Raw genomic sequence first — 19,137 nt, 5'->3', positions numbered from 1 at the left:
ATTTACTTTTGAAGTGTTGTGCTCCAGAATACATCCGAAATCATTGGAATGGAACCACCGCCATGTCGTCTTCCATCGAAGTTCGGGTCGCCGAAGCCGAAGCGCTCAACCCGCTGATCCGGCGACTGCGCCTGCAAGCGCAGGCAGGGCAGGCGCTGCCCGCGTTCAAGGCAGGCGCCCATGTGCGGGTGCAGGTGTCGCTGCCCGGTGAGCAGCAGGATTGGCGCCACTATTCGCTCATCAACCCCCTGCCGGACGCAGGCGCCACCAGCGCGCCCACGCACTACGACATCGCCGTGCGCCGCGAAGATGAAGGCCGTGGCGGTTCGCGCTTCATGCACGGGCTGCAGGTGGGTGACCGCCTGGTGATCGAGCCGCCCAAAAACGACTTCCCGCTGCACGGTGGCGACGCACCGGTGCTGTTGGTGGCCGGTGGCATTGGTGTGACGCCCTTGCTGAGCATGGCGGCCGAACTGCGCGCCGCACAACGGCCGGTGCGCATGGTGTACGCCGGACGCAGCCGGTCGTTGCTGGCCTTCTTGCCCGCCTTGCAAGCACTGCTGGGCGATTCCCTGCGCGTGCACGCCGACGACGAGGCCGGCACGCCGCTGGACATCGCTGCGTTGCTCGACGGCTGCGCCAGCGACGAGCAGGTCTACATGTGTGGCCCCAAACCCATGCTGGACGCGGTGCTGGCCGCCGCCCACGCGCGTGGTTGGCCACCGGGGCGCGTGCACTTTGAACTCTTCACCGCCGCCGTGCCCGAGGCCGGCGACCAGGCCTTCGACGTGGTGCTGGCGCAAAGTGGTGTGACCCACCGCGTGGACGCCGACCAGTCCATCCTCGACTGCCTGATCGAACACGGCTGCGACCCATTGTTCGACTGCAAGCGCGGCGAATGTGGCGTGTGTGCGGTGCCGGTGATCGAAGGCGACATCGACCACCGCGACTACGTGTTGAGCGCGTCCGAAAAAGCGGCCGGCAACGTCATCCAGATCTGCATCTCGCGCGCCCGGGGGCCGCGCCTGGTGCTCGACCTTTGATCCCCAACCCTCCGAAGGAACCGTCCATGATTTCCAAACTGCTCGCGCGTGTCCTGCTGGCCGTGATGCCCTTGTCGGCCATGGCTTTTGACAACAACAAACCCATCGAGTGGGTGGTCGGTTACGCTGCCGGGGGCGGCTCCGATGTGGTGGCCCGCATGCTGGCCGATGCCATGGGCAAATCGATCAACCACACCGTCATCGTCACCAACAAACCCGGTGCCGGCTCCAACATCGCGGCCGACTACGTGGCCAAATCACGCGATGTGGACAACACGGTGTTCACCGCCGACTCGGCCGTGCTGGGCGCCAACCCCTTTCTGTTCAGCAAGCTCAACTACAGCGCCGAAAAAGACTTTGCCCCCGTGGGCATGATCGCCCGCTTCCCACTGGTGCTGGTGGTCAACCCCAGCGCGCCGCCCAAGAACCTCAAGGAGTTTCTGGCCTGGATAAAAAGCGACCCCAAACTGGCCGCCTACGGCAGCCCAGGCGCGGGCAGCCCGCACCACCTGGTGACCGAGTACTTCCGCACCCAGATCGGCACGCCGCTGACCCACATCGCTTACCGTGGCGCCGCGCCCGCCATGGCCGACGTGGTGGGCGGTCAACTGCCCTTCATGTTTGTGGACACCTCCAGCGGTGGCGCCTTTCTCACCTCCGGCAAGGTGCGCCCCATTGGCGTGGCCAGCCTGCAGCGCCTGAAGTCCATGCCCGAGATTCCGACCCTCGCCGAACAAGGCCTGAAGGACTTTGAAGCCTACGCCTGGCAGGCCCTGGTGGTGCCCACCGCCGCCAGCGCTGCTTCGGTGCAAAAGCTCAACAAACACCTCAACGACGCGCTCAACTCCACCGAGGTCAAAGCCCGCATGCAGGTGCTGGGCATCGAGCCCATGCCCACCACCGCCGCCCAAGCCGCCAGCTTCGCCGCCAAAGAGCGCGAGCGCTGGGGCAAGGTGATCCGCGAAGCCAACATCAAGCTCGACTGAACACGCAAGCAGAGGAGACTGGCATGGCCAAGTACCACAAGCACCCGCAAGCGGTTGCGGCCCTGGTGCGCGAAACCGAGGTGCACAAGGACTGCTACATCGACGACGAGATCTTCGATCTGGAGATGGCGCACCTCTTCGCCAACACCTGGGTCTATGTGGGCCACGCCAGCCAGGTGCCCAAGGCGGGCGACTTCTACACCACCACCGTGGGCACCCAGCCCGTGGTGATGGTGCGCCACACCGACCAGAGCGTGCGCGTGCTCTACAACCGCTGCCCACACAAAGGTGTGCAAGTGGCCCCCGATGGCTGTGGCAACACCGGCAAATTTTTCCGCTGCCCCTACCACGCCTGGACCTTCCGCACCGACGGCAAGCTGCTGTCCATCCCGCTGAAAAAAGGCTACGACAACACCGGCCTGGAGAGCTGTGAAGCCTCACATGGCATGGTGCCCGTCGGCGCGGTGCAGGTGTACCGTGACTTCGTGTTCTGCCGCCTCAACCCCGAGGGCATTGGCTTCGATGAATTCTTCGGCGAGTCGCTCAGCACGCTGGACAACATGGTTGACCGCTCGCCCGAAGGCAAGCTGGAGGTGGCCGGTGGCGTGATGCGCTACATGCACCACTGCAACTGGAAGATGCTGGTGGACAACCAGACCGACACCTGCCACCCCATGGTGGCGCACGAGTCGTCGGCCGGCACCGCCGTACAGGTCTGGAACAACGCGCCACCTGGCACGCCCAAGCCCATGGCGGTGGAGCTGTTCGCGCCCTTCGTGAGTCCCTACGAGTTCTTCGAGAACATGGGCATACGCGTGTGGGACAACGGCCACGGCCACACCGGTGTGAGCGACTCCATCCACGCCGACTACTCGGCCGTGCCCGGCTACATGGAGCAGATGGTGGCCGCCTACGGCGAAGAACGCGCCCAAGCCATCCTGGGCGACGTGCGGCACAACACCGTCTACTTCCCCAACATCATGGTCAAGGGCCCCATCCAGACCCTGCGCCTGTTCAAACCCATCGCGGCAGACAAAACGCTGGTGGAGAGTTGGACCTTCCGCCTCGTGGGCGCGCCCGACCTGCTGCTGGAACGCACCCTCATGTACAACCGCCTTATCAACGCGCCCACCTCGGTGGTGGGGCACGATGACCTGGAAATGTACGAACGCGCCCAGACCGCGCTGCACTCGCGCGGCTCGCAATGGATCAACGTGGCCCGCCTGTACGACCCGGCCGAGGTGAACCAGACCAACGTCGTCACCAACGGCACCAACGAAATGCAGATGCGCAGCCAGATGCGCGCCTGGGTCAAGTTCATGACCGCCAGCATGCCCACGGAGGCCGCCCAATGAGCACGCCCACGAACCAGCAACTCATCGACTTCGTGGTGGCCGAGGCCAGCCTGCTCGACGAACTGCGCTTCGACGACTGGCTGGCCTTGTTCACCGAAGACGGTCGCTACTGGATGCCCCTGGCCCACGGCCAGACCGACCCGCGCCTGCACGCCTCGCTGATGTTTGAGGACAAGCTGCTGCTCAAGGTGCGCATCGAACGCCTGCACGGCGCGCGCACCTTCTCGCAGCAGCCCACCAGCCGCTGCCACCACCTGCTGCAGCAACCCGTGGTCACCGCGCGCGACGACACGGCCGGCCTCTACACCTGCCGCACCGCCTTCCACTACGTCGAAAGCCGGCGCGACACCCAGACCCTCTACGCCGGCTGGGCCACCCACACCCTGGTGTGGCAAGGCGGCACCCTGCGCATCCAGCTCAAACGCGTGGACCTGGTCAACTGCGACGCCGCCTTCGGCAACATCCAGCTTTTCATGTGACCCCGCCGCAGACCCCGATCTGCGTTTTACGGACACCGGTGGTCGCAAACCGGATTGAGCCGCCGCCGGCCCTGGCGGACACTTCAACCTGCCAACTCGCACACCCGACCGCCATGGACCTGCTGACCACCTTCGCCCAAGATTTCGCGCCCGAGCGGCGCACCGTGCCCGAGCTGCTGCGCCGCCAGGCCCAGCGCCACGGCGACCGCCCGCTGTTTGTGGCCGGCGAGGTGCGCTGGAGTTTTGCCCAGGCCCTGGACCAGGCCCAGGCCTACGGCGCCGTGCTGCAGCGCGCCGGCCTGCGCACCGGCGACCGCGTGGCCCTGCTGTGTTCCAACCGCGCCGAGTTCATGCAGGTGCTGCTGGGCTGCGCCTGGATCGGCGCGGTGGCCGTGCCCATCAACACCGCCTCGCGCGGCGCGCAGCTGCGCCACATCCTCACCAACTCCGGCGCGCGCCTGCTGGTCACCGAGGCCGACGGCTTGCAGGTGGTGCAGGCGCTGGACCAGCAAGAGGGCGGGCCACTGCCCCTGGAAACCATCTGGGTGCTGGACCAGGCCATAGCCACCGACACGCGTTGCCAACCCTACCCCAGCACGCCCGGCACGGAGCGCGCCGACCCCGCCCCCGTGCGCCCTGGCGACACCCTGGCCATCCTCTACACCTCGGGCACCACGGGTTTGTCCAAGGGCGTGTGCTGCCCCCACGCGCAGTTCTTCTGGTGGGGCGCCCACACCGCCACCCTGCTCGGCCTGGTCGAAGGCGACGTGTTGCTGACCACCTTGCCCCTGTTCCACACCAACGCCATGAACGCGTTTTTCCAGGCACTGATGCGGGGCGCCACGCTGGTGGTGGAAAAACGGTTCTCGGCCTCGGCCTTCTGGTCCTCGCTGGTGCGTCACCAGGCCACCGTCACCTACGTGCTGGGCGCCATGGTGCCCATCCTGCTGTCCAAAGACGCCACGCCCGACGACAAGGCCCACCGCGTGCGCATCGCCCTGGCGCCCGGCGTGCCGCCGCAGTTCCACGCCGACTTCACCACCCATTTTGGCCTGGCCTTGCTCGATGGCTACGGCTCCACCGAAACCAACTTCGTCATCGGCGCCGACATCAGCGAACAACGCCCCGGCACCATGGGCAAGGTGCGCCCTGGCTTTGATGCGCGCGTGGTGGACGACGACGACAACGAAGTGCCTGCCGGCACCCCCGGCGAGCTGATGCTGCGCGCCAGCGAGCCCTACGCCTTTGCCACCGGCTACTTCGGCATGCCCGAAAAAACGGTGGAGGCCTGGCGCAACCTGTGGTTCCACACCGGTGACCGCGTGGTGCGCGACGCCGACGGCTACTTCACCTTCATGGACCGGCTCAAAGACGCCATCCGCCGCCGTGGCGAGAACATCTCGTCCTACGAAGTCGAACAGGTGTTGCTCAGCCACCCGGCGGTGGAGGTGGCAGCGGTGTTCCCGGTCAAGAGCGAGATGGCGGAAGACGAGGTCATGACCACCATCGTGCTGCGCGAAGGCGCCACGCTGGGCGAGATCGAACTCATGCAGTTTTGCGAACCGCGCCTGTCCTACTTTGCGGTGCCACGCTACGTGGAATTCCTGCCGCAATTGCCCGCCACCGAAAACGGCAAGATCCAGAAGTTCAAGCTGCGCGAACGCGGCGTGACACCCCAGACCTGGGACCGCGAGGCGGCCGGCTACCAGCTCAAGCGCTGACCACAACCCCTGTGACCCCACGACCCCGGAGCGACCCCATGAAAGCCAAACGCGCCCTGTTGCTGATGTTGTGTGCCGCCTGCCTGCCACTGGCGGCCGTGGCGCAAGCCAGCTACCCCAGCAAACCCATCCGGATCATCGTGCCCTTCCCGCCCGGTGGTGGCACCGACACCGTGGCCCGCGCCGTGGCCGCGCGCCTGACGGAAAGCTGGAAACAGCCCGTGGTCGTGGACAACAAGCCCGGTGGCAATACCCTGATCGGTGCCGAAGCCGCCGCCAAGGCCGCGCCCGATGGCCACACCCTGTTTGTCGCCATCGATTCCACGCTGGCCATGAACCCCTCGCTTTATGCCAAGCTGCCTTACGACCCGGTGACCAGCTTCGCGCCCGTGACCCTGGCCATCCACATGCCCATGGTGCTGGCCGTGCACCCCAGCGTGAAGGCACAAAACGTGAAGGAGCTGCTGGCCCTGGCCAAACAGGAAGGTGGCAAGCTGGCCTACGCCCACGGCGCGCTGCCGGCCCAGGTGGCGGGCGAAAGTTTCAAGGCCAGCAGCGGTGCCGACCTGCTGGCCGTCCCCTACAAAGGCGGCGCACCGGCCATGACCGACACCATCGGCGGCACCGTGCCCGTCATCTTCGACGCGCTGGGCCCCGCCATGGCCCACATCAAGGGCAACAAGGTGCGCGCCCTGGCCGTCACCAGCGCCGCGCGCAGCCCGCTGTTGCCTGACGTGCCCACGTTGGCCGAAGCCGGTGTGCCCGGTGTCGATCTGGTCACCTGGATCGGCTTCCTCACCCCGGCCGGCGTGGACAAGGCCATCATCACCAAGCTCAACCAGGAGATCGTGCGCATCCTGCAGCTGCGCGAGGTGCGCGAGCAACTGTCCGCCATGGGCATGACCGTGGTGGCCGGCACGCCGGAGCAGTTTGCCCAGACCATCCAGAACGACACCGTCAAGTTCTCGCGCATCATCAAGAGCGCAGGCATCCGGATCGAGTGATTTCACGCATGGCGCATTTCCACACACGCAAAGGCTACGAAGGTGTTGCGGTGGCCGTCCCGGTCACCGTGCCTTACGAACGTTATTCCACGCGCGGCGCACACTGGTTCCTGGGCCAGGCACTGCACGCGCTGCTGCAGCAATCGGGGCTGGAGAAGGCGCAGATCGATGGCCTGACCGTCAGCAGCTTTTCGCTCGTACCCGACACCGCCGTGGGCGTGACCCAACACCTGGGCCTGTCGCCGCGCTGGCTGGACCACATCCCCACCGGTGGCGCCTCGGGCGTGATGGCGCTGCGCCGCGCCGCCCGCGCCGTGCAGTGTGGCGACGCCAACATCGTGGCCTGCCTGGCCGGCGACACCAACCACGTCGATTCCTTCCGCCAGACGTTGGGCGCCTTCAGCGACTTCGCGCGTGACGCCACCTACCCCTACGGTGCCGGTGGGCCGAACTCGATGTTCGCCTTCATCACCGACCACTACATGCGCCAGTACGGCGCCACCCGCGCCGACTTCGGCCGCATCGCGGTGGACCAACGCAGCAACGCGCTCAAGAACCCCAACGCCCTGTTCAAGAAGCCGCTGACGCTGGACGAATACCTCCAGGCCAAAGCCATTTCCAACCCCATCCACCTGTTCGACTGCGTCATGCCCTGTGCCGGCGCCGAAGCCTTCCTGGTGATGAGCGAGGCCAAAGCGCGCGAGCTGGGCCTGCCCCACGCACTGCTTCGCGGCGCCATCGAGCGCCACAACGCCTACGCCGACGACCCGGTGATGGTGCGCGGCGGCTGGCGTGTGGACCGCGACGAGCTCTACGCCATGGCCGGCGCCCAGCCCGCCGACATCGACCTGATCCAGACCTACGACGACTACCCGGTCATCGTGATGATGCAGTTTGAAGACCTGGGCTTTTGCGACAAGGGCGAAGGCCCGGCCTTTGTGCGCGAGCGCCGCATGACCCACGACGGCGACTTCCCCAACAACACCAGCGGTGGCCAGCTCTCGGCCGGACAAGCCGGCGCGGCCGGTGGTTTCCTGGGCCTCACCGAAACCCTGCGGCAGCTCACCGGCCAGGCCGGCGAACGCGCGGTGGCAGATGCCCAACTTGGTCTCGTCGGTGGCTTCGGCATGGTCACCTACGACCGTTGCCTGTGCACGGGCGCGGTCATCCTGGGGAAATCCGCATGAGCATCCCAATGATGAAACCCCCGCGCAAAAACCCCGTCCTGCGCACCCAGCAAATGAACCTGCCGCCCAGTGCGCGCGGCCGCGTGGCCCTGGGCCTGGCGGCAGGTGCCGCCGAGGGCCGGTTCGATCTGCAGGTGTGCGGGTGCTGCGGCGCGGTGCAGTACCCGCCGCGCGAAGCCTGCCACCGCTGTGTGTCGGACGACCTGCGCTGGCAACCACAAAGTGGTGCCGGCCAGCTGCTGGCCACCACCTCGCTGGACCACAGCAACGACCTCTACTTCCGCGAACGCCTGCCCTGGCCACTGGGCATGGTGCAGTTGGACGCCGGCCCCAGTGTGATGGTGCACCTGCATAGCGAGGTCGGGCCTGCGCCCTGCCGCGTGCGGGTGGGCGTGCGCCTGGACCGTGCCGGCCAGGCCGTATTGATCGGCTTCCCCGAGAAAGCGAGCGAAAGCATGGAGCAAGACAAGATGCTGCGCGAAATGGGCAGCGACCCGCAACACCGCAAGGTGCTGGTCACCGACGGCAAAAGCGCCGTGGGCCAGGCGGTGGTCAAGGCCTTGGTGAAAGCCGGCGCCGACATCGTGTGGGTGGGCCATGCCGAGCCCTGGAAAAAGTTGCCCGGCCTGCCCGAGATCGCGGCCTTGCCGCAGGTCACGCTGGTGCCGCTGGACCTGACCGACGAACGTTCGGTGCGCGAGCTGGCCGGCGAGATCGGCGGCAAGGTGGACATCGTCGTCAACACCGCCGAGTACCACCGTGCCTTTGGCATCTCGGCCCGGCGTGGCACCGACGTGGCCAAAGCCGAGATGGAGGTCAACTACTTCGGTTTGCTGCGCCTGGCCCAGGCCTTCGGACCGGCACTCAAGGGCCGATCGGCCGACGGCGTGACCCACGCCACCGCCTGGGTCAACCTGCTGTCCATCTTCGCCTTGAGCAACTTCCCCGCGCAGGGCACCTTTTCGGCGTCCAAGGCGGCGGCGCTGTCGCTGTCGCAGAACCTGCGTGCCGAGATGCGCCCGGCCGGCATCCGCGTCATCAACGTCTTCCCCGGCCCCATCGACGAGGAATGGAACCAGAACCTTCCGCCGCCCAAGGTGGCGCCTTCGGCCTTGGCCAACGCCATCGTCAAGGCCTTGCGCGATGGGGTGGAAGACGTCTACCCCGGCGACGTGGCGCAGGAGTGGCTGCAGCGCTGGCGCGACAACCCCAAGGTCCTCGAACGCGAACTGGCCGCAGGAGGCATGTGACATGAACACAACCCACACCACCGGCCTGCTCGGCAGCCTGGCCCTGGCCCTGATGACGGGCCGCATCCGCATCGTGGACCTGACGCAGACGCTCAGCCCCGATTTCCCCGCCATCGCGCTGCCGCCCGAAATGGGCCAGTGCCAGCCCTTCCGCATCGAGCAGGTCTCGGCCTACGACGAACGCGGTCCGGGCTGGTACTGGAACAACTTCTCGTGTGGCGAACACACGGGCACGCACTTCGACGCGCCCATCCACTGGATCTCGGGCCGCGACCTGCCCAACAACTCGGTGGACACCATCCCGGCCCAGCACTTCATGGCGCCGGCCTGCGTGATCGACTGCAGCGCCCAAAGCGCGGCCGACCCCGACTACCTGATGACCGTGGCCGACATCGAAGCCTTCGAGGCCGCGCACGGCCGCATCCCAGCAGGCGCCTGGGTGTTGATGCGCACCGACTGGTCGGCCCGCTGGTCCAAGGCACGCGACGGCGAGGCTTACCAAAACTTCGACGAAACCGGCCAGCACACGCCCGGCCCCAGCACCGAGGCCGTGCGTTTCCTGGTGGAGGAACGCGACGTGTTGGGCTTTGGCTCGGAGGCCATCGGCACCGACGCCGGCCAGGGCTACCACCTGCGCCCGCCCTACCCCTGCCACTCGCTGATGCACGGCGCCGGCAAATACGGCCTGCAGTGCCTGACCAACCTCGACCAGTTGCCGCCCACCGGCGCGCTGGTGGTGGCGGCGCCGTTGAAGATTGAAAACGGCAGCGGCAGCCCGCTGCGGGTGATGGCACTGGTGGAGGAAAACAAATGATGGCGTCCCAACCCAACAAAATCGCGGCTGTCACTGGTGGCAGCGCCGGCATCGGCAAGGTGATCTGCGAACAGTTGCTTGAACAGGGCTACGAGGTGATTTCGCTGTCGCGCCGCAGCGCCGACATCCAGCATCCCAAACTGCACAACATCGAGGTCGATCTGACCGACCGCGCGGCCACCGCCGAAGCCGTGGCCGCGATGGTGAAACAACACGAGGTGACGACCGTGGTGCACAACGCCGGCGTGATCCGCGCCGCGCTGTTGCCCGAGGTGAAACTGAGCGACCTCGACGCCCTGGTGGACCTGCACCTGGGCTGCGCCATCCAGATGGTGCAGGCCGCGCTGCCGACCATGCGCGCAAGGCATTTCGGCCGTGTGGTGCTGCTGTCCTCGCGCGCCGCGCTGGGCCTGCAAACCCGCACCAGCTACTCGGCCACCAAGGCCGGCATGCTGGGCATGGCACGCACCTGGGCGCTGGAGCTCGCGCCCGAGGGCATCACCGTCAACGTGGTGGCACCCGGCCCCATCCGCACCGACATGTTCTACGACGTGGTGCAGCAGGGCAGCGACAAGGAAAAGGCCCTGGCCGCTTCGGTGCCGGTGCGCCGCCTGGGCGAATCGGCCGACGTGGCACGCGCCGTCACGTTCTTCGCCGACCCCGCCAACAGCTTCGTCACCGGGCAGGTGCTGTACGTGTGTGGCGGCACCAGCGTGGGCAGCCTGGCCCTGTAAAGCGCCAGCAGGCGCTCAGGCGCTGCCGCGGTGCAGCTCGATGATGCGCCGCAGGGTCACCTTCAGGCTCTCGGCGCGTTTGAGGCCAAAGGGCTGCAACACGCGGTGTTCGTGTTCCTTGGCCTGTTCCATCAAATCGGCCACGATGGTGCGGCCTTGGGGCGTGATGCGGACCATGGTGACCCGCCGGTCGGTGTCGTGGGGATAGCGCTGCACCAGCCCCTTGGCTTCCATGCGGTCCAGCAGGCGTGTGACCGTGGGTTGTTTGCTCACCGTGATGTCGGCCAACCCGCCAATGCTCAAGCCGGGCTTGCTGGCCAAGGTCGCCAGGATGCGCCACTCGGTGACGGAAAACCCGGCCAACTGCACCACCTCGTGGAACTCACTGGAAATGAGTTTGCTGGCCTGGGCCAGCAAGGCCGGCAGGTAGTCGTCCACAAAAGGCAGCGAATCGAGCTCTTCGGGCAGGGGGTCAACCATGGGGGCAGCGCCTGCGACCGGCGCCAGGCCAACAAAACGGGAAAGACGGCATGGGCAATGATAGCCCGGCTGCCCGCCCCCGCCTTTCAATCGGCAGGCAAAGCGTCCAGCGATTTCGCCAGGCCACCGAGCAAGCGGTGCAGCATCTGGCGATCCGGTTCGGTCACACCGGCCAGCAAGGCGTCCACCCACTGCCGGTGGGCCACGGCCATGCGCTCAAAAGTGGCCAGCCCCTGTGGCGTGATGCGCACGATGTGGGACCGGCGGTCGTTGACATCGACCTCACGCGTGACGAAACCCTCGGCCAGCAACTGGTCGGTGAGACCGGTGATGTTGCCGCCCGTCACCATCAAGCGGCGCGACAAGGCCTTCATGCGCAAACCCTCGGGGTAGGGCTGCAGTTGGGCCAGGTAGTCGAAGCGCGCCAGGCTGGTGCCGAAGTTGCGGCGCAGTCGCTGGCCCAACGCCTGCTCCAGGCGGTGGGTGCACCCCAGCAGGCGCAGCCACAGACGCACCGCCTGCCGTTCATCGGTGCCAGAGAGGGCGCCGCCATCAAACAGGGCGTCGGAAGGGGATTCGGTGAGTGAACTCAGTTCCATGGTATTGGCCACGCCCCAGCACTGGAATGAAACTTGCGTCGTGCAAGGTCTGCGCTGTGCAAAAGGGCATGGAGCAGTGTGTGTCAGGCGCCGCCTGCCCACAATCCACTTTCCGCTTCGCAGCATCCGATTTACGCGATGAAACCTGCTGACAGACCTGGGATTTCCCCATCATTGTTTAGTTCTAAAACAGTTAGCATGAATGGATCGGTGCCCTGCGCCCCCCGCGTTGCGACAGTCCGACCGGTACACCGACCAAGGCCTTATGCACACGAGCAGCGAGTCCCACCTTCTTGACCGTTTTCCCCTGTTCCGCTCGCGCTCGGCCGACGAGGCCAGCGCGTTGATGGGCAACGTGTTCTCGCCCCACCGCCTGGCCATGCGCGGACAAACCTGCGATTTGCAGTTGCGGCACAACCGGGTGCGGCTGAGCCAGCTCGGCATCAATGTGCTCACCTACGGGGCCGAAGTCGAGATCGATCCGGGTGAACGCGGCGACTTCTACATGCTGCTCTTGCCCTTGCAAGGCCAGGCCATCACCGAATGCACCGGCCGCAGCGCCACCCTCGATGCCGGCACCATGGGCGTGTTGCACCCCCGCCAACTCACCCGCATGAACTGGAGCCCCGACTGCGAGATGGTGCTGCTGGAAGTGCCGCGCCGGGTACTGGAAGACGTGGTGGGCCAAGCCCCACACACCGAAGACGGTGGCCTCACCCTGGCCTTGCCGCGGGCCACACCTTCGGTGGCGGCGTGGTGGCAATCGGTGCTGGACATGACCCACAGCCTGCACCACTTTGGCGACCAGTGGCTGGCACAGCCGGGCATGCAGCAGGCCATGGAAGGTTTTCTGGTGGCCGGCCTGCGCATGTTGTTCAACGAGCCCGAGCGCCTGCCGGTGGCCACGTTGCCCTTGTCTGCCAACAGCCACCGGGCACTGTCGCGGGCCATCGACTACATCCAGGCCCATGCCAGCGACCGCCTCACCGTGGCCGACATCGCCAACGCCGCGTGCGTGAGCCCGCGCACCCTGGAGGCGGCTTTCCGCCGCCGCTACGACCAGTCGCCATTGGCCTATGTGCGTGGCGTGCAGCTGGACCGCGTGCACGACAGCCTGCGCAAGGCCCACCTGACACAACGTGGCGTGCAGGTCACCGACATTGCGATGGAAAACGGCTTCACCCACATGGGCCGTTTTGCCGGCTACTACAAAAAGCGCTTCGGCAACACGCCCACACAAACGCTCAAAGGCGGCTGAGTTTCCTCAGGGGAACAGCTGGATCATGGGCAGCCGGCTGTGCGCGTTGACCAGGTTCACGCGCTTGAGCGCGATGCGCAAGCCCTCAGGCGTCTCGCGCAAACGGTGCACACAGTGGCCGTGCAACACCACCATCTCTTCGCCCCGACTTTCCGCGTAGGTGAAAGGCGTGTGCAGTGTGTGCACACCGGCATCGGAAGACAGCAGGCGCGGCGTTTGCAACACGTGCTGGCACTGACTGCGTTGCTGTTGTGAATGGGCGCGGTCGCCGCGCAGCCTGGCCACGCGCAGGCGCAACAACAAAGGGCTTTCGTCCGCGATGGCGTTGTGGCGCTCGTCTTCGGTTTGTGCCTGGCCCTTGAGCGGCACCCAGTAGCGGCCGTCGTCGGCAAACAGCGCCAACCAGGCCTCGTAATCGGCCGAGTCGATCAGACGGGCCTCGTCGTAAATGAAGTCTTGCAGCATGGCCAACATGGCAAACCTCAAGCGATGCGGCGGGTCATGTGCGCTGCCCAGGCCCGGTATTGGTTGCGGATCAGCAGCTCGCTGCTGCCGTTGGTGTCCATGGGCAGCGTGTCCAGCTCGGCCGCGTTGAAATCGCGGTGCAGGCTGACCCAATCGTTGGGGCCTGAGCGCAGGCCCTGCTGCTGCTGCTCAAAGAGATGGATGTCGTCATGTGCCACGATGGACATGGGCGAAAACACCAGGCGGCTGTAGTTGAGCGCGCGGTCAAACAGCAGGTCGGGCCCGCCCACGGTGCGGAAGTTCCAGGCCTCGATCACCGTGCGGTCCACCGCCACCGGGCGGATCACGCGGATGGTCTGGGGCGAGCCCTTGACCGCCAGGCTGGGGTAAAGCACCACGTTCTGTGGCGAGTGTTCCAGAATGGCCTTGGCGCGCTCCTCCCCATGGGCGACGGACAGCGCCTTCACGTAGTCGCCCAGTTCGCCGTAGCCAGAGTGCACGCTGGCCCGCGTGCCCGAGATGCTGTGGCCGTGGGGCAGCACACGCCCGCCCATGCCCTCAAAAAAGGCGTAGGGCTGACCAAAGGGCAGGATCTGTTCGATGGCGAGCGGCTTGGGCACGCTAGGGTCGGTCTCGGTCCACTGCGACTGCGCCGCGCGCACCGCCGACTCGTGGGTGCTGACCGGATGCACCGTGTCGTTGATGTTCTCCAGATAGAACTTCCAGTTGCAGTGGATGGTGTTGCGCAGCACACCGCCTTCGATCACCAGCTCACCACTGGGCGAACGGTCCACCATCTGGTTCAGCGCGGCCACGGCCTCGCCGAAGTAGTCCTCGAAACTCGGGCCTTCGGGGTTGACGCGGACGAAGATGAAACCCCGGTACACCTTCAGGCCGCTGACCGGTGCCAGCCCTTGCCCGTTGGCGGACTCGCACATGCCCGTGCCTTCGTACCCGGCGCGCAGCGGGTACGACGCGAGCGCGCCATCCAACCGGTAACTCCACGCGTGGTAGGGGCAACGCAAAAAACGCGCGCCCAGTTGGCCCGATTCGGCGGTGTACAGCCGCACACCCTTGTGCGCGCAGCGGTTGTGCAGGGCCCGCACGGCGCCCTCGTTGTCACGCAGGATCAACAGCGACTGGCCGGCAATGTCCACCGTGATGTAGTCCAGCGCGTTGGGTATCTGGCTCACATGGCCGGCGTATTGCCACGTGTTGCCAAAAAACTCGCGCTGCTCCAAAGCGAACAGTTCGGGGCTGAGGTACAGGTCCTTGTGGACCTGGTCCGCACGGACCAGGTCACGGATGGACGCCGCGGACAAGGGCGAGCTCATCGGTCCAGTGCCTTATTTCGGCGCCATCAGGTTGCGCAGGGTCTGCCCATACGTGGGGCTGGTGCGCACGATACCGTCCCAGGCCGCGTCCGATGCGGTCTTGAGGAAAACAGCCGCCTGGGCCGGGTCGAGCTTGACCGTCTGAATACCGGCAGCCTCCTGCTTTTTCAGTTCGGCGGGCACGTCGCGGGCAGCGTCCTCGGCGTTCAGGCTTTCCAGCCAGGCGCCTTGTTTTTCCATGAAAGCGCGTTGCGCCGGGGTGAGCTTTTTCCAGGCGTTGGCGCTGAAAACCACACCCAATTCGATGGTGTAGAAGCCGGGGTCCAGGCGGTACTTGGTCTTTTCCTGCCAGCCCAAATCGAAGATGCCCAGCAGCGGCCAACCATAGCCGTCGACCACACCACGCTCGAGGGCGGTGTACACGTCACCGGGTGGGATGGTGGCGACGGTGGCGCCCAGCTTCTGGAAGAAATCGCGGTAGATGGGCGCGATGCGCAACTTCAGGCCGTTGAGGTCGGCCTTGTCGATCTTCTTGTTGGTGTAGATGTGGTACGGGATGTTTTCGCCGGTACGGGCGAAGTAGTACAGGCCTTTGTCCTGGTAGGCCTTGTTGAGTTGTTCCAGGCCGCCGTTTTTGCGCAGCTCGGCCATGGTCATGTGGGTGTAGTTCAGTGCCAGGCCTTCGGGCACCAGGCTGGCGGTGAAAGACGCCGAGGTGTTGGCCAGATCGACCACACCGTTGCGCAAGGCAGCGCCCTGGTCAAAGGTGGGAATGGCCTTGGGACCACCGATGTAGTTGATCTGCACCACACCTTTGCCTTCGTCGTTCACCTTCTTGATGAAACGCTCGAAGTTCTTGGCGAAGTAGGTGCCCTCCTGGAAGGCGTTGACGGCCTTGAGCGTGACCTCCTGGGCCGAGGCAGAAACAGAGGCGGCCAGGCCCAGGGTCAGGGCAACGGCCGTGCACAGGCTGCGGCGGGAAAGACGGGCGTTCATGGAAAGCACTCCTTGGGGAGGGGGGTTGAAAAAGCGTTGAGCAAACTCAGCGGGACATGGCCGCAGGCAACCAGGTGGCAAGGGCCGGAAAATAAAACACCAGCACCAGCACCAGCAGGCCAAAACCCACGTAAGGCAACACGGCACGGTAGATGTCCAGCGTGGTGACAGAGGCCGGCGCCACGCTGCGCATGGTGAAGAGCAAAGTGCCAAAGGGCGGTGTGAGCAAACCCAGCTGCATGCAGATCATGAACAGGATGCCGAACCACACCGGGTCGATGCCGTACTGCTGCACGATGGGCATGAAAAACGGCAGCGTGATCAACATGATGGCCACCTGATCAAGGAAGCAGCCCAGCACCAAGAGGATGAGCATCATCACCACGATGACCGTGCCGGCGCTGAAACCTTGGCCCTGGATGAGATTGACCATGCCGTTGGTGGCACCGGTGAAGACCAGGATCTGCGAAAACGTGGTGGCCCCAAAAATGATGAACAAAATCATGCCCGACACCGCCGCCGTGCCCAGCAGGGCTTGCGCCAGGTTCTTGAGCGTGAGCGAGCGGTACAGCGCACACACCGCCACGGTGGCCAGTGCGCCTATCGCGGCGGACTCGGTGGGGGTGGCCCAGCCCCGGGTCATGGCCAGAATGACAACGAGGAAGATGCCCACCAACGGCGACACATAGACCACCACCGGACGCCAACGCTGCCAGCCGCGCAAGCGCTGGGTTTCGAACGACGGCGCCATCTCCGGGTGACGCCATGCCTTGAAGATGATGTAGCCCACGAACAGCACCGACAACATGATGCCGGGCACCACACCGCCCATCAACAAGCCACTGACCGAGATGCTGGCCAGGCTGCCGAACAACACCGTGATGGCCGAAGGTGGGATCAATGCGTCCACCCCCCCAATGGCCATGATGGGCCCCACCCCCATGTGGGGGTGGTAACCCCGCGCCAACATCTGTGGCAACAACACGCTGCCCAACAAGGCGGTGGTGGCCACCGTTGAGCCTGAAATGGCCGAAAACACCGTGCCGGCCACCACCGCAATCACGGCCAGTCGACCGGGCACACGCGAGATGAGGCCGTCAAACGCGTCGATCGCTTTCATGGCCACGCCGGTGTGCAAGAGCAGTTCGCCCATCAGCAAAAAAAACGGGATGGGCGTGAGGGAAAAATTGGTGATGGCGCTCATGCCTGAGCGCGCCAGTTGCGGCAGCCCGTCCATGCCACCCAGGTACACCAGACCACCAGCGATGTTGATGGTGATGAAGGCAAAGGCGACCGGGATGCCGCTGAGCAGCAGCAGCGATAGCGCGCCAAAAATCAGCAAAGTGAGTTGCCACCAGATCATGCGTTGGCTCCAGTGGGTCGGTCAGTCGGCGCCCGCCAGGGCGCTGCGCAGGCACTCGATGGCTATGAGCAGGAACAGCGGCGGCACCGCCGCCATCACCCACCATTCCGGAAACACCAGGCTTTTCATCACCAGCGCGCCCGATGTGTACGTGTCCAGCGCCAGCAGGGTCGAGGCGTACACCAGCACAGCGGTCACCCCAGCGGCCAGCCACATGGTGAAGCGGTACAACACATTGCGTTGGCCAGAGGCCATGCGTTCGACCAGCAAATCCAGCTTGACGTGCCCTTTTTGTGCCACCAGCCACGGCGCCACCAGGAGGGTGGACAAGGGCAGCGAATACTCGATCACATCCGACGCCCAGCCCAGCCCACGCCAGCCCAGGTTGCGAAACAGCACCTCGGCGGTGATCAGCAAAATGTCGACAGCCAGCACCACGCCAGCGAGCATGGCCAATGCCTTGAGAAACTGAAACCAGAGCTTCTTGAACATGGGGGCAAAAAATGTGAAAAAACGCGCCGCAATTGCAGCGGTTCAGATCATGGCCGCCACCGAACGGGTCGGATATCCACTTTCCGACCAGCATGTATCCCATTTCCGCAGATCAGCCGCGCGTGAATTGCCCAGCGCTCACGGTGTGAAGCTGCACAGGCCGTAAACTGACGGCCATGTCACTCCACATCACCGTCTATTCCAAATCGGCCTGCCCGCAGTGCGAGTCGGCCAAGATGCTGCTCAAGACCAAGTCGCTGGATTTCGAAGAAATCAAGATCGACGACGAAGCCGAACGCCTGGCCTTCTACGCCAAGTGTGGCCCGTCGGTGCGCCAGATGCCACAAATTTTCATCAACGACCAGCGTGTGGGTGGTTTGGCGGGTCTGCAGGCCGCATTGGCTCAGCTGGGTCGCTGAATCGCCTAAACAAAAAAACCTGCCTGACGCGGCGTGCGGCAGGCAGGTTTTTTTTCGACCAAACGCTCAGCGTGGCTCGGGCAACTCGATCTTGACCTCCAACACCTCCAGGTTGTCCTGGCGTTCCAGGTGCACCTTGATGTCGTCGGGGTTGATCTTGATGTATTTGCTGATCACGGCCACCAGGTCACGCTGCAGTTGCGGCAGGTAGTCGGGCTCCGCCGCGCTGCGGCCGCTGCGCTCGTGGGCCAGGATGATCTGCAAGCGTTCCTTGGCGACACTGGCGGTCTTCTTCTTTTCGCCCAACAAGAAAGACAGGAAAGACATGCCGCTCACCTCCCGCCGAACAGACGTTTGAGCAAGCCCACCTTCTGCGCTTCAACAAAACGCAGCGGCTTGTCCTCACCCAGGAAACGGGCGATCACGTCCTTGTAGGCCTCGGACACGTCCGACCCCTTGAGATGGACCGCGGGTGTGCCCTGGTTGGACGCCTGCAGCACGCTTTCGCTTTCGGGAATCACACCGATCAACTTGATGCGCAGGATGTCCTGGATGTCCTCCAGCGACAGCATCTGCCCATCCAGCACGCGGTTGGGGTTGTAGCGCGTGATCAGCAGGTGTTCCTTGATCGGCTCCTTGCCTTCGATGGCGCGTTTGGTCTTGCTGCCCAGCATGCCCAGGATGCGGTCGGAGTCGCGCACCGAGGACACCTCGGGGTTGGTCACCACCAGGGCCTCGTCGGCAAAGTGCATGGCCAACAAGGCACCGGTTTCGATGCCGGCGGGCGAATCACACACGATGTACTCAAAGCCCATGTCGACCAGGTCGTTGAGGATTTTTTCCACGCCTTCCTTGGTCAAGGCGTCCTTGTCGCGCGTCTGGCTGGCCGCCAGCACAAACAGGTTGTCGCACTGCTTGTCCTTGATCAGCGCCTGGTGCAGATTGGCTTCACCCTGGATCACATTGACCAGGTCGTACACCACCCGCCGTTCGCAACCCATGATGAGATCGAGGTTGCGCAAGCCAACGTCGAAATCGATCACGGCGGTCTTGTGGCCGGCCAGGGCCAGGCCAGACGAAAAACTGGCGCTGGTGGTCGTTTTGCCCACCCCGCCCTTGCCGGAAGTCACCACCACTATCTTGGCCATGTGTGAATCA

General features: G+C 65.0%; 21 protein-coding genes. 12 read left to right on the top strand and 9 right to left on the bottom strand.

Translation table 11 applies throughout. From position 1 onward, the window contains the following. The first annotated feature begins 62 nt into the window (after positions 1 to 62). The 10 genes from ACFQU0_RS00220 (at position 63) to ACFQU0_RS00175 (ending at position 10,573) form a co-directional block, all read left to right on the top strand. The gene (locus ACFQU0_RS00220) at positions 63 to 1,043 is read left to right on the top strand and encodes a PDR/VanB family oxidoreductase (protein ID WP_382197624.1); all 981 of its coding nucleotides are present in this window, start codon (positions 63 to 65) and stop codon (positions 1,041 to 1,043) included. Positions 1,044 to 1,069: 26 nt separating this feature from the next. After that, positions 1,070 to 2,029 carry a Bug family tripartite tricarboxylate transporter substrate binding protein gene (locus ACFQU0_RS00215; protein ID WP_382197621.1) on the top strand — a complete coding sequence of 320 codons (960 nt, stop codon included), beginning with the start codon at positions 1,070 to 1,072 and terminating at the stop codon, positions 2,027 to 2,029. Between the two features lie 23 nt (positions 2,030 to 2,052). Then, positions 2,053 to 3,384, top strand: coding sequence for an aromatic ring-hydroxylating dioxygenase subunit alpha (locus ACFQU0_RS00210; RefSeq protein WP_382197618.1), 1,332 nt, complete (start codon positions 2,053 to 2,055; stop codon positions 3,382 to 3,384). Further along, positions 3,381 to 3,863, top strand: coding sequence for an aromatic-ring-hydroxylating dioxygenase subunit beta (locus tag ACFQU0_RS00205; RefSeq protein ID WP_382197615.1), 483 nt, complete (start codon positions 3,381 to 3,383; stop codon positions 3,861 to 3,863). Before ACFQU0_RS00210 ends, ACFQU0_RS00205 begins: the two co-directional genes overlap by 4 nt. 113 nt (positions 3,864 to 3,976) lie before the next feature. Then, positions 3,977 to 5,584, top strand: a complete 1,608-nt coding sequence (locus tag ACFQU0_RS00200) for an ATP-dependent acyl-CoA ligase (RefSeq protein ID WP_382197612.1) — start codon at positions 3,977 to 3,979, stop codon at positions 5,582 to 5,584. 38 nt (positions 5,585 to 5,622) lie between these two features. Beyond that, positions 5,623 to 6,588, top strand: coding sequence for a Bug family tripartite tricarboxylate transporter substrate binding protein (locus tag ACFQU0_RS00195; protein ID WP_382197609.1), 966 nt, complete (start codon positions 5,623 to 5,625; stop codon positions 6,586 to 6,588). Between the two features lie 8 nt (positions 6,589 to 6,596). Further along, positions 6,597 to 7,775 (top strand): thiolase family protein, encoded by a 1,179-nt coding sequence (locus ACFQU0_RS00190; protein WP_382197606.1) that lies wholly within the window; start codon positions 6,597 to 6,599, stop codon positions 7,773 to 7,775. Then, on the top strand, positions 7,772 to 9,025 hold the full coding sequence (locus ACFQU0_RS00185; protein WP_382197604.1) for an SDR family NAD(P)-dependent oxidoreductase: 1,254 nt from the start codon (positions 7,772 to 7,774) through the stop codon (positions 9,023 to 9,025). Before ACFQU0_RS00190 ends, ACFQU0_RS00185 begins: the two co-directional genes overlap by 4 nt. A 1-nt stretch (position 9,026) precedes the next feature. Continuing rightward, positions 9,027 to 9,839, top strand: coding sequence for a cyclase family protein (locus tag ACFQU0_RS00180; RefSeq protein WP_382197601.1), 813 nt, complete (start codon positions 9,027 to 9,029; stop codon positions 9,837 to 9,839). Continuing rightward, positions 9,839 to 10,573 (top strand): SDR family oxidoreductase, encoded by a 735-nt coding sequence (locus ACFQU0_RS00175; protein WP_382197834.1) that lies wholly within the window; start codon positions 9,839 to 9,841, stop codon positions 10,571 to 10,573. Before ACFQU0_RS00180 ends, ACFQU0_RS00175 begins: the two co-directional genes overlap by 1 nt. Before the next feature lie 15 nt (positions 10,574 to 10,588). Here the strand turns inward: ACFQU0_RS00175 and ACFQU0_RS00170 are convergent, their stop codons facing one another. Next, entirely contained in the window at positions 10,589 to 11,053 is a 465-nt protein-coding gene (locus ACFQU0_RS00170) for a MarR family winged helix-turn-helix transcriptional regulator (protein ID WP_382197598.1), read from the bottom strand. A gap of 86 nt (positions 11,054 to 11,139) precedes the next feature. After that, entirely contained in the window at positions 11,140 to 11,652 is a 513-nt protein-coding gene (locus ACFQU0_RS00165) for a MarR family winged helix-turn-helix transcriptional regulator (RefSeq protein ID WP_382197595.1), read from the bottom strand. Positions 11,653 to 11,917: 265 nt separating this feature from the next. Here ACFQU0_RS00165 and ACFQU0_RS00160 point away from each other — a divergent pair, with 265 nt between their 5' ends. Continuing rightward, a complete protein-coding gene (locus tag ACFQU0_RS00160; RefSeq protein WP_382197592.1) occupies positions 11,918 to 12,910 on the top strand; it encodes an AraC family transcriptional regulator in 993 nt (330 codons plus the stop codon). Positions 12,911 to 12,916: 6 nt separating this feature from the next. Here ACFQU0_RS00160 and ACFQU0_RS00155 read toward each other — a convergent pair whose 3' ends face one another. From ACFQU0_RS00155 to ACFQU0_RS00135, 5 genes are read right to left on the bottom strand one after another with little or no spacing between them, the layout of a single operon-like run. Next, positions 12,917 to 13,384 (bottom strand): aromatic-ring-hydroxylating dioxygenase subunit beta, encoded by a 468-nt coding sequence (locus ACFQU0_RS00155; RefSeq protein ID WP_382197590.1) that lies wholly within the window; start codon positions 13,382 to 13,384, stop codon positions 12,917 to 12,919. An 8-nt stretch (positions 13,385 to 13,392) separates the two neighbouring features. Beyond that, positions 13,393 to 14,709 carry an aromatic ring-hydroxylating oxygenase subunit alpha gene (locus tag ACFQU0_RS00150; RefSeq protein WP_382197587.1) on the bottom strand — a complete coding sequence of 439 codons (1,317 nt, stop codon included), beginning with the start codon at positions 14,707 to 14,709 and terminating at the stop codon, positions 13,393 to 13,395. A 12-nt stretch (positions 14,710 to 14,721) separates the two neighbouring features. After that, on the bottom strand, positions 14,722 to 15,705 hold the full coding sequence (dctP, locus tag ACFQU0_RS00145; protein WP_382197584.1) for a TRAP transporter substrate-binding protein DctP: 984 nt from the start codon (positions 15,703 to 15,705) through the stop codon (positions 14,722 to 14,724). A 46-nt stretch (positions 15,706 to 15,751) separates the two neighbouring features. Then, positions 15,752 to 17,068 carry a TRAP transporter large permease gene (locus ACFQU0_RS00140; protein WP_382197581.1) on the bottom strand — a complete coding sequence of 439 codons (1,317 nt, stop codon included), beginning with the start codon at positions 17,066 to 17,068 and terminating at the stop codon, positions 15,752 to 15,754. A 21-nt stretch (positions 17,069 to 17,089) separates the two neighbouring features. Further along, the gene (locus ACFQU0_RS00135) at positions 17,090 to 17,560 is read right to left on the bottom strand and encodes a TRAP transporter small permease (RefSeq protein ID WP_382197578.1); all 471 of its coding nucleotides are present in this window, start codon (positions 17,558 to 17,560) and stop codon (positions 17,090 to 17,092) included. Positions 17,561 to 17,736: 176 nt separating this feature from the next. Between ACFQU0_RS00135 and ACFQU0_RS00130 the strand changes: the two genes are divergently transcribed. After that, positions 17,737 to 17,979 carry a glutaredoxin family protein gene (locus ACFQU0_RS00130; protein ID WP_382197575.1) on the top strand — a complete coding sequence of 81 codons (243 nt, stop codon included), beginning with the start codon at positions 17,737 to 17,739 and terminating at the stop codon, positions 17,977 to 17,979. A gap of 66 nt (positions 17,980 to 18,045) precedes the next feature. Here the strand turns inward: ACFQU0_RS00130 and minE are convergent, their stop codons facing one another. Both minE and minD read right to left on the bottom strand, forming a co-directional pair. Further along, positions 18,046 to 18,306 (bottom strand): cell division topological specificity factor MinE, encoded by a 261-nt coding sequence (gene minE, locus ACFQU0_RS00125; protein ID WP_382197572.1) that lies wholly within the window; start codon positions 18,304 to 18,306, stop codon positions 18,046 to 18,048. Positions 18,307 to 18,311: 5 nt separating this feature from the next. After that, the gene (gene minD / locus ACFQU0_RS00120) at positions 18,312 to 19,127 is read right to left on the bottom strand and encodes a septum site-determining protein MinD (protein ID WP_382197569.1); all 816 of its coding nucleotides are present in this window, start codon (positions 19,125 to 19,127) and stop codon (positions 18,312 to 18,314) included. Positions 19,128 to 19,137 lie beyond the last annotated feature (10 nt).

It is taken from the genome of Hydrogenophaga defluvii (assembly GCF_042665235.1).
Taxonomy (GTDB): domain Bacteria; phylum Pseudomonadota; class Gammaproteobacteria; order Burkholderiales; family Burkholderiaceae_C; genus Hydrogenophaga; species Hydrogenophaga defluvii_A.
Note: the sequence above shows the minus strand (reverse complement) of the source record. Positions and strands in the feature narration are given on the sequence as shown.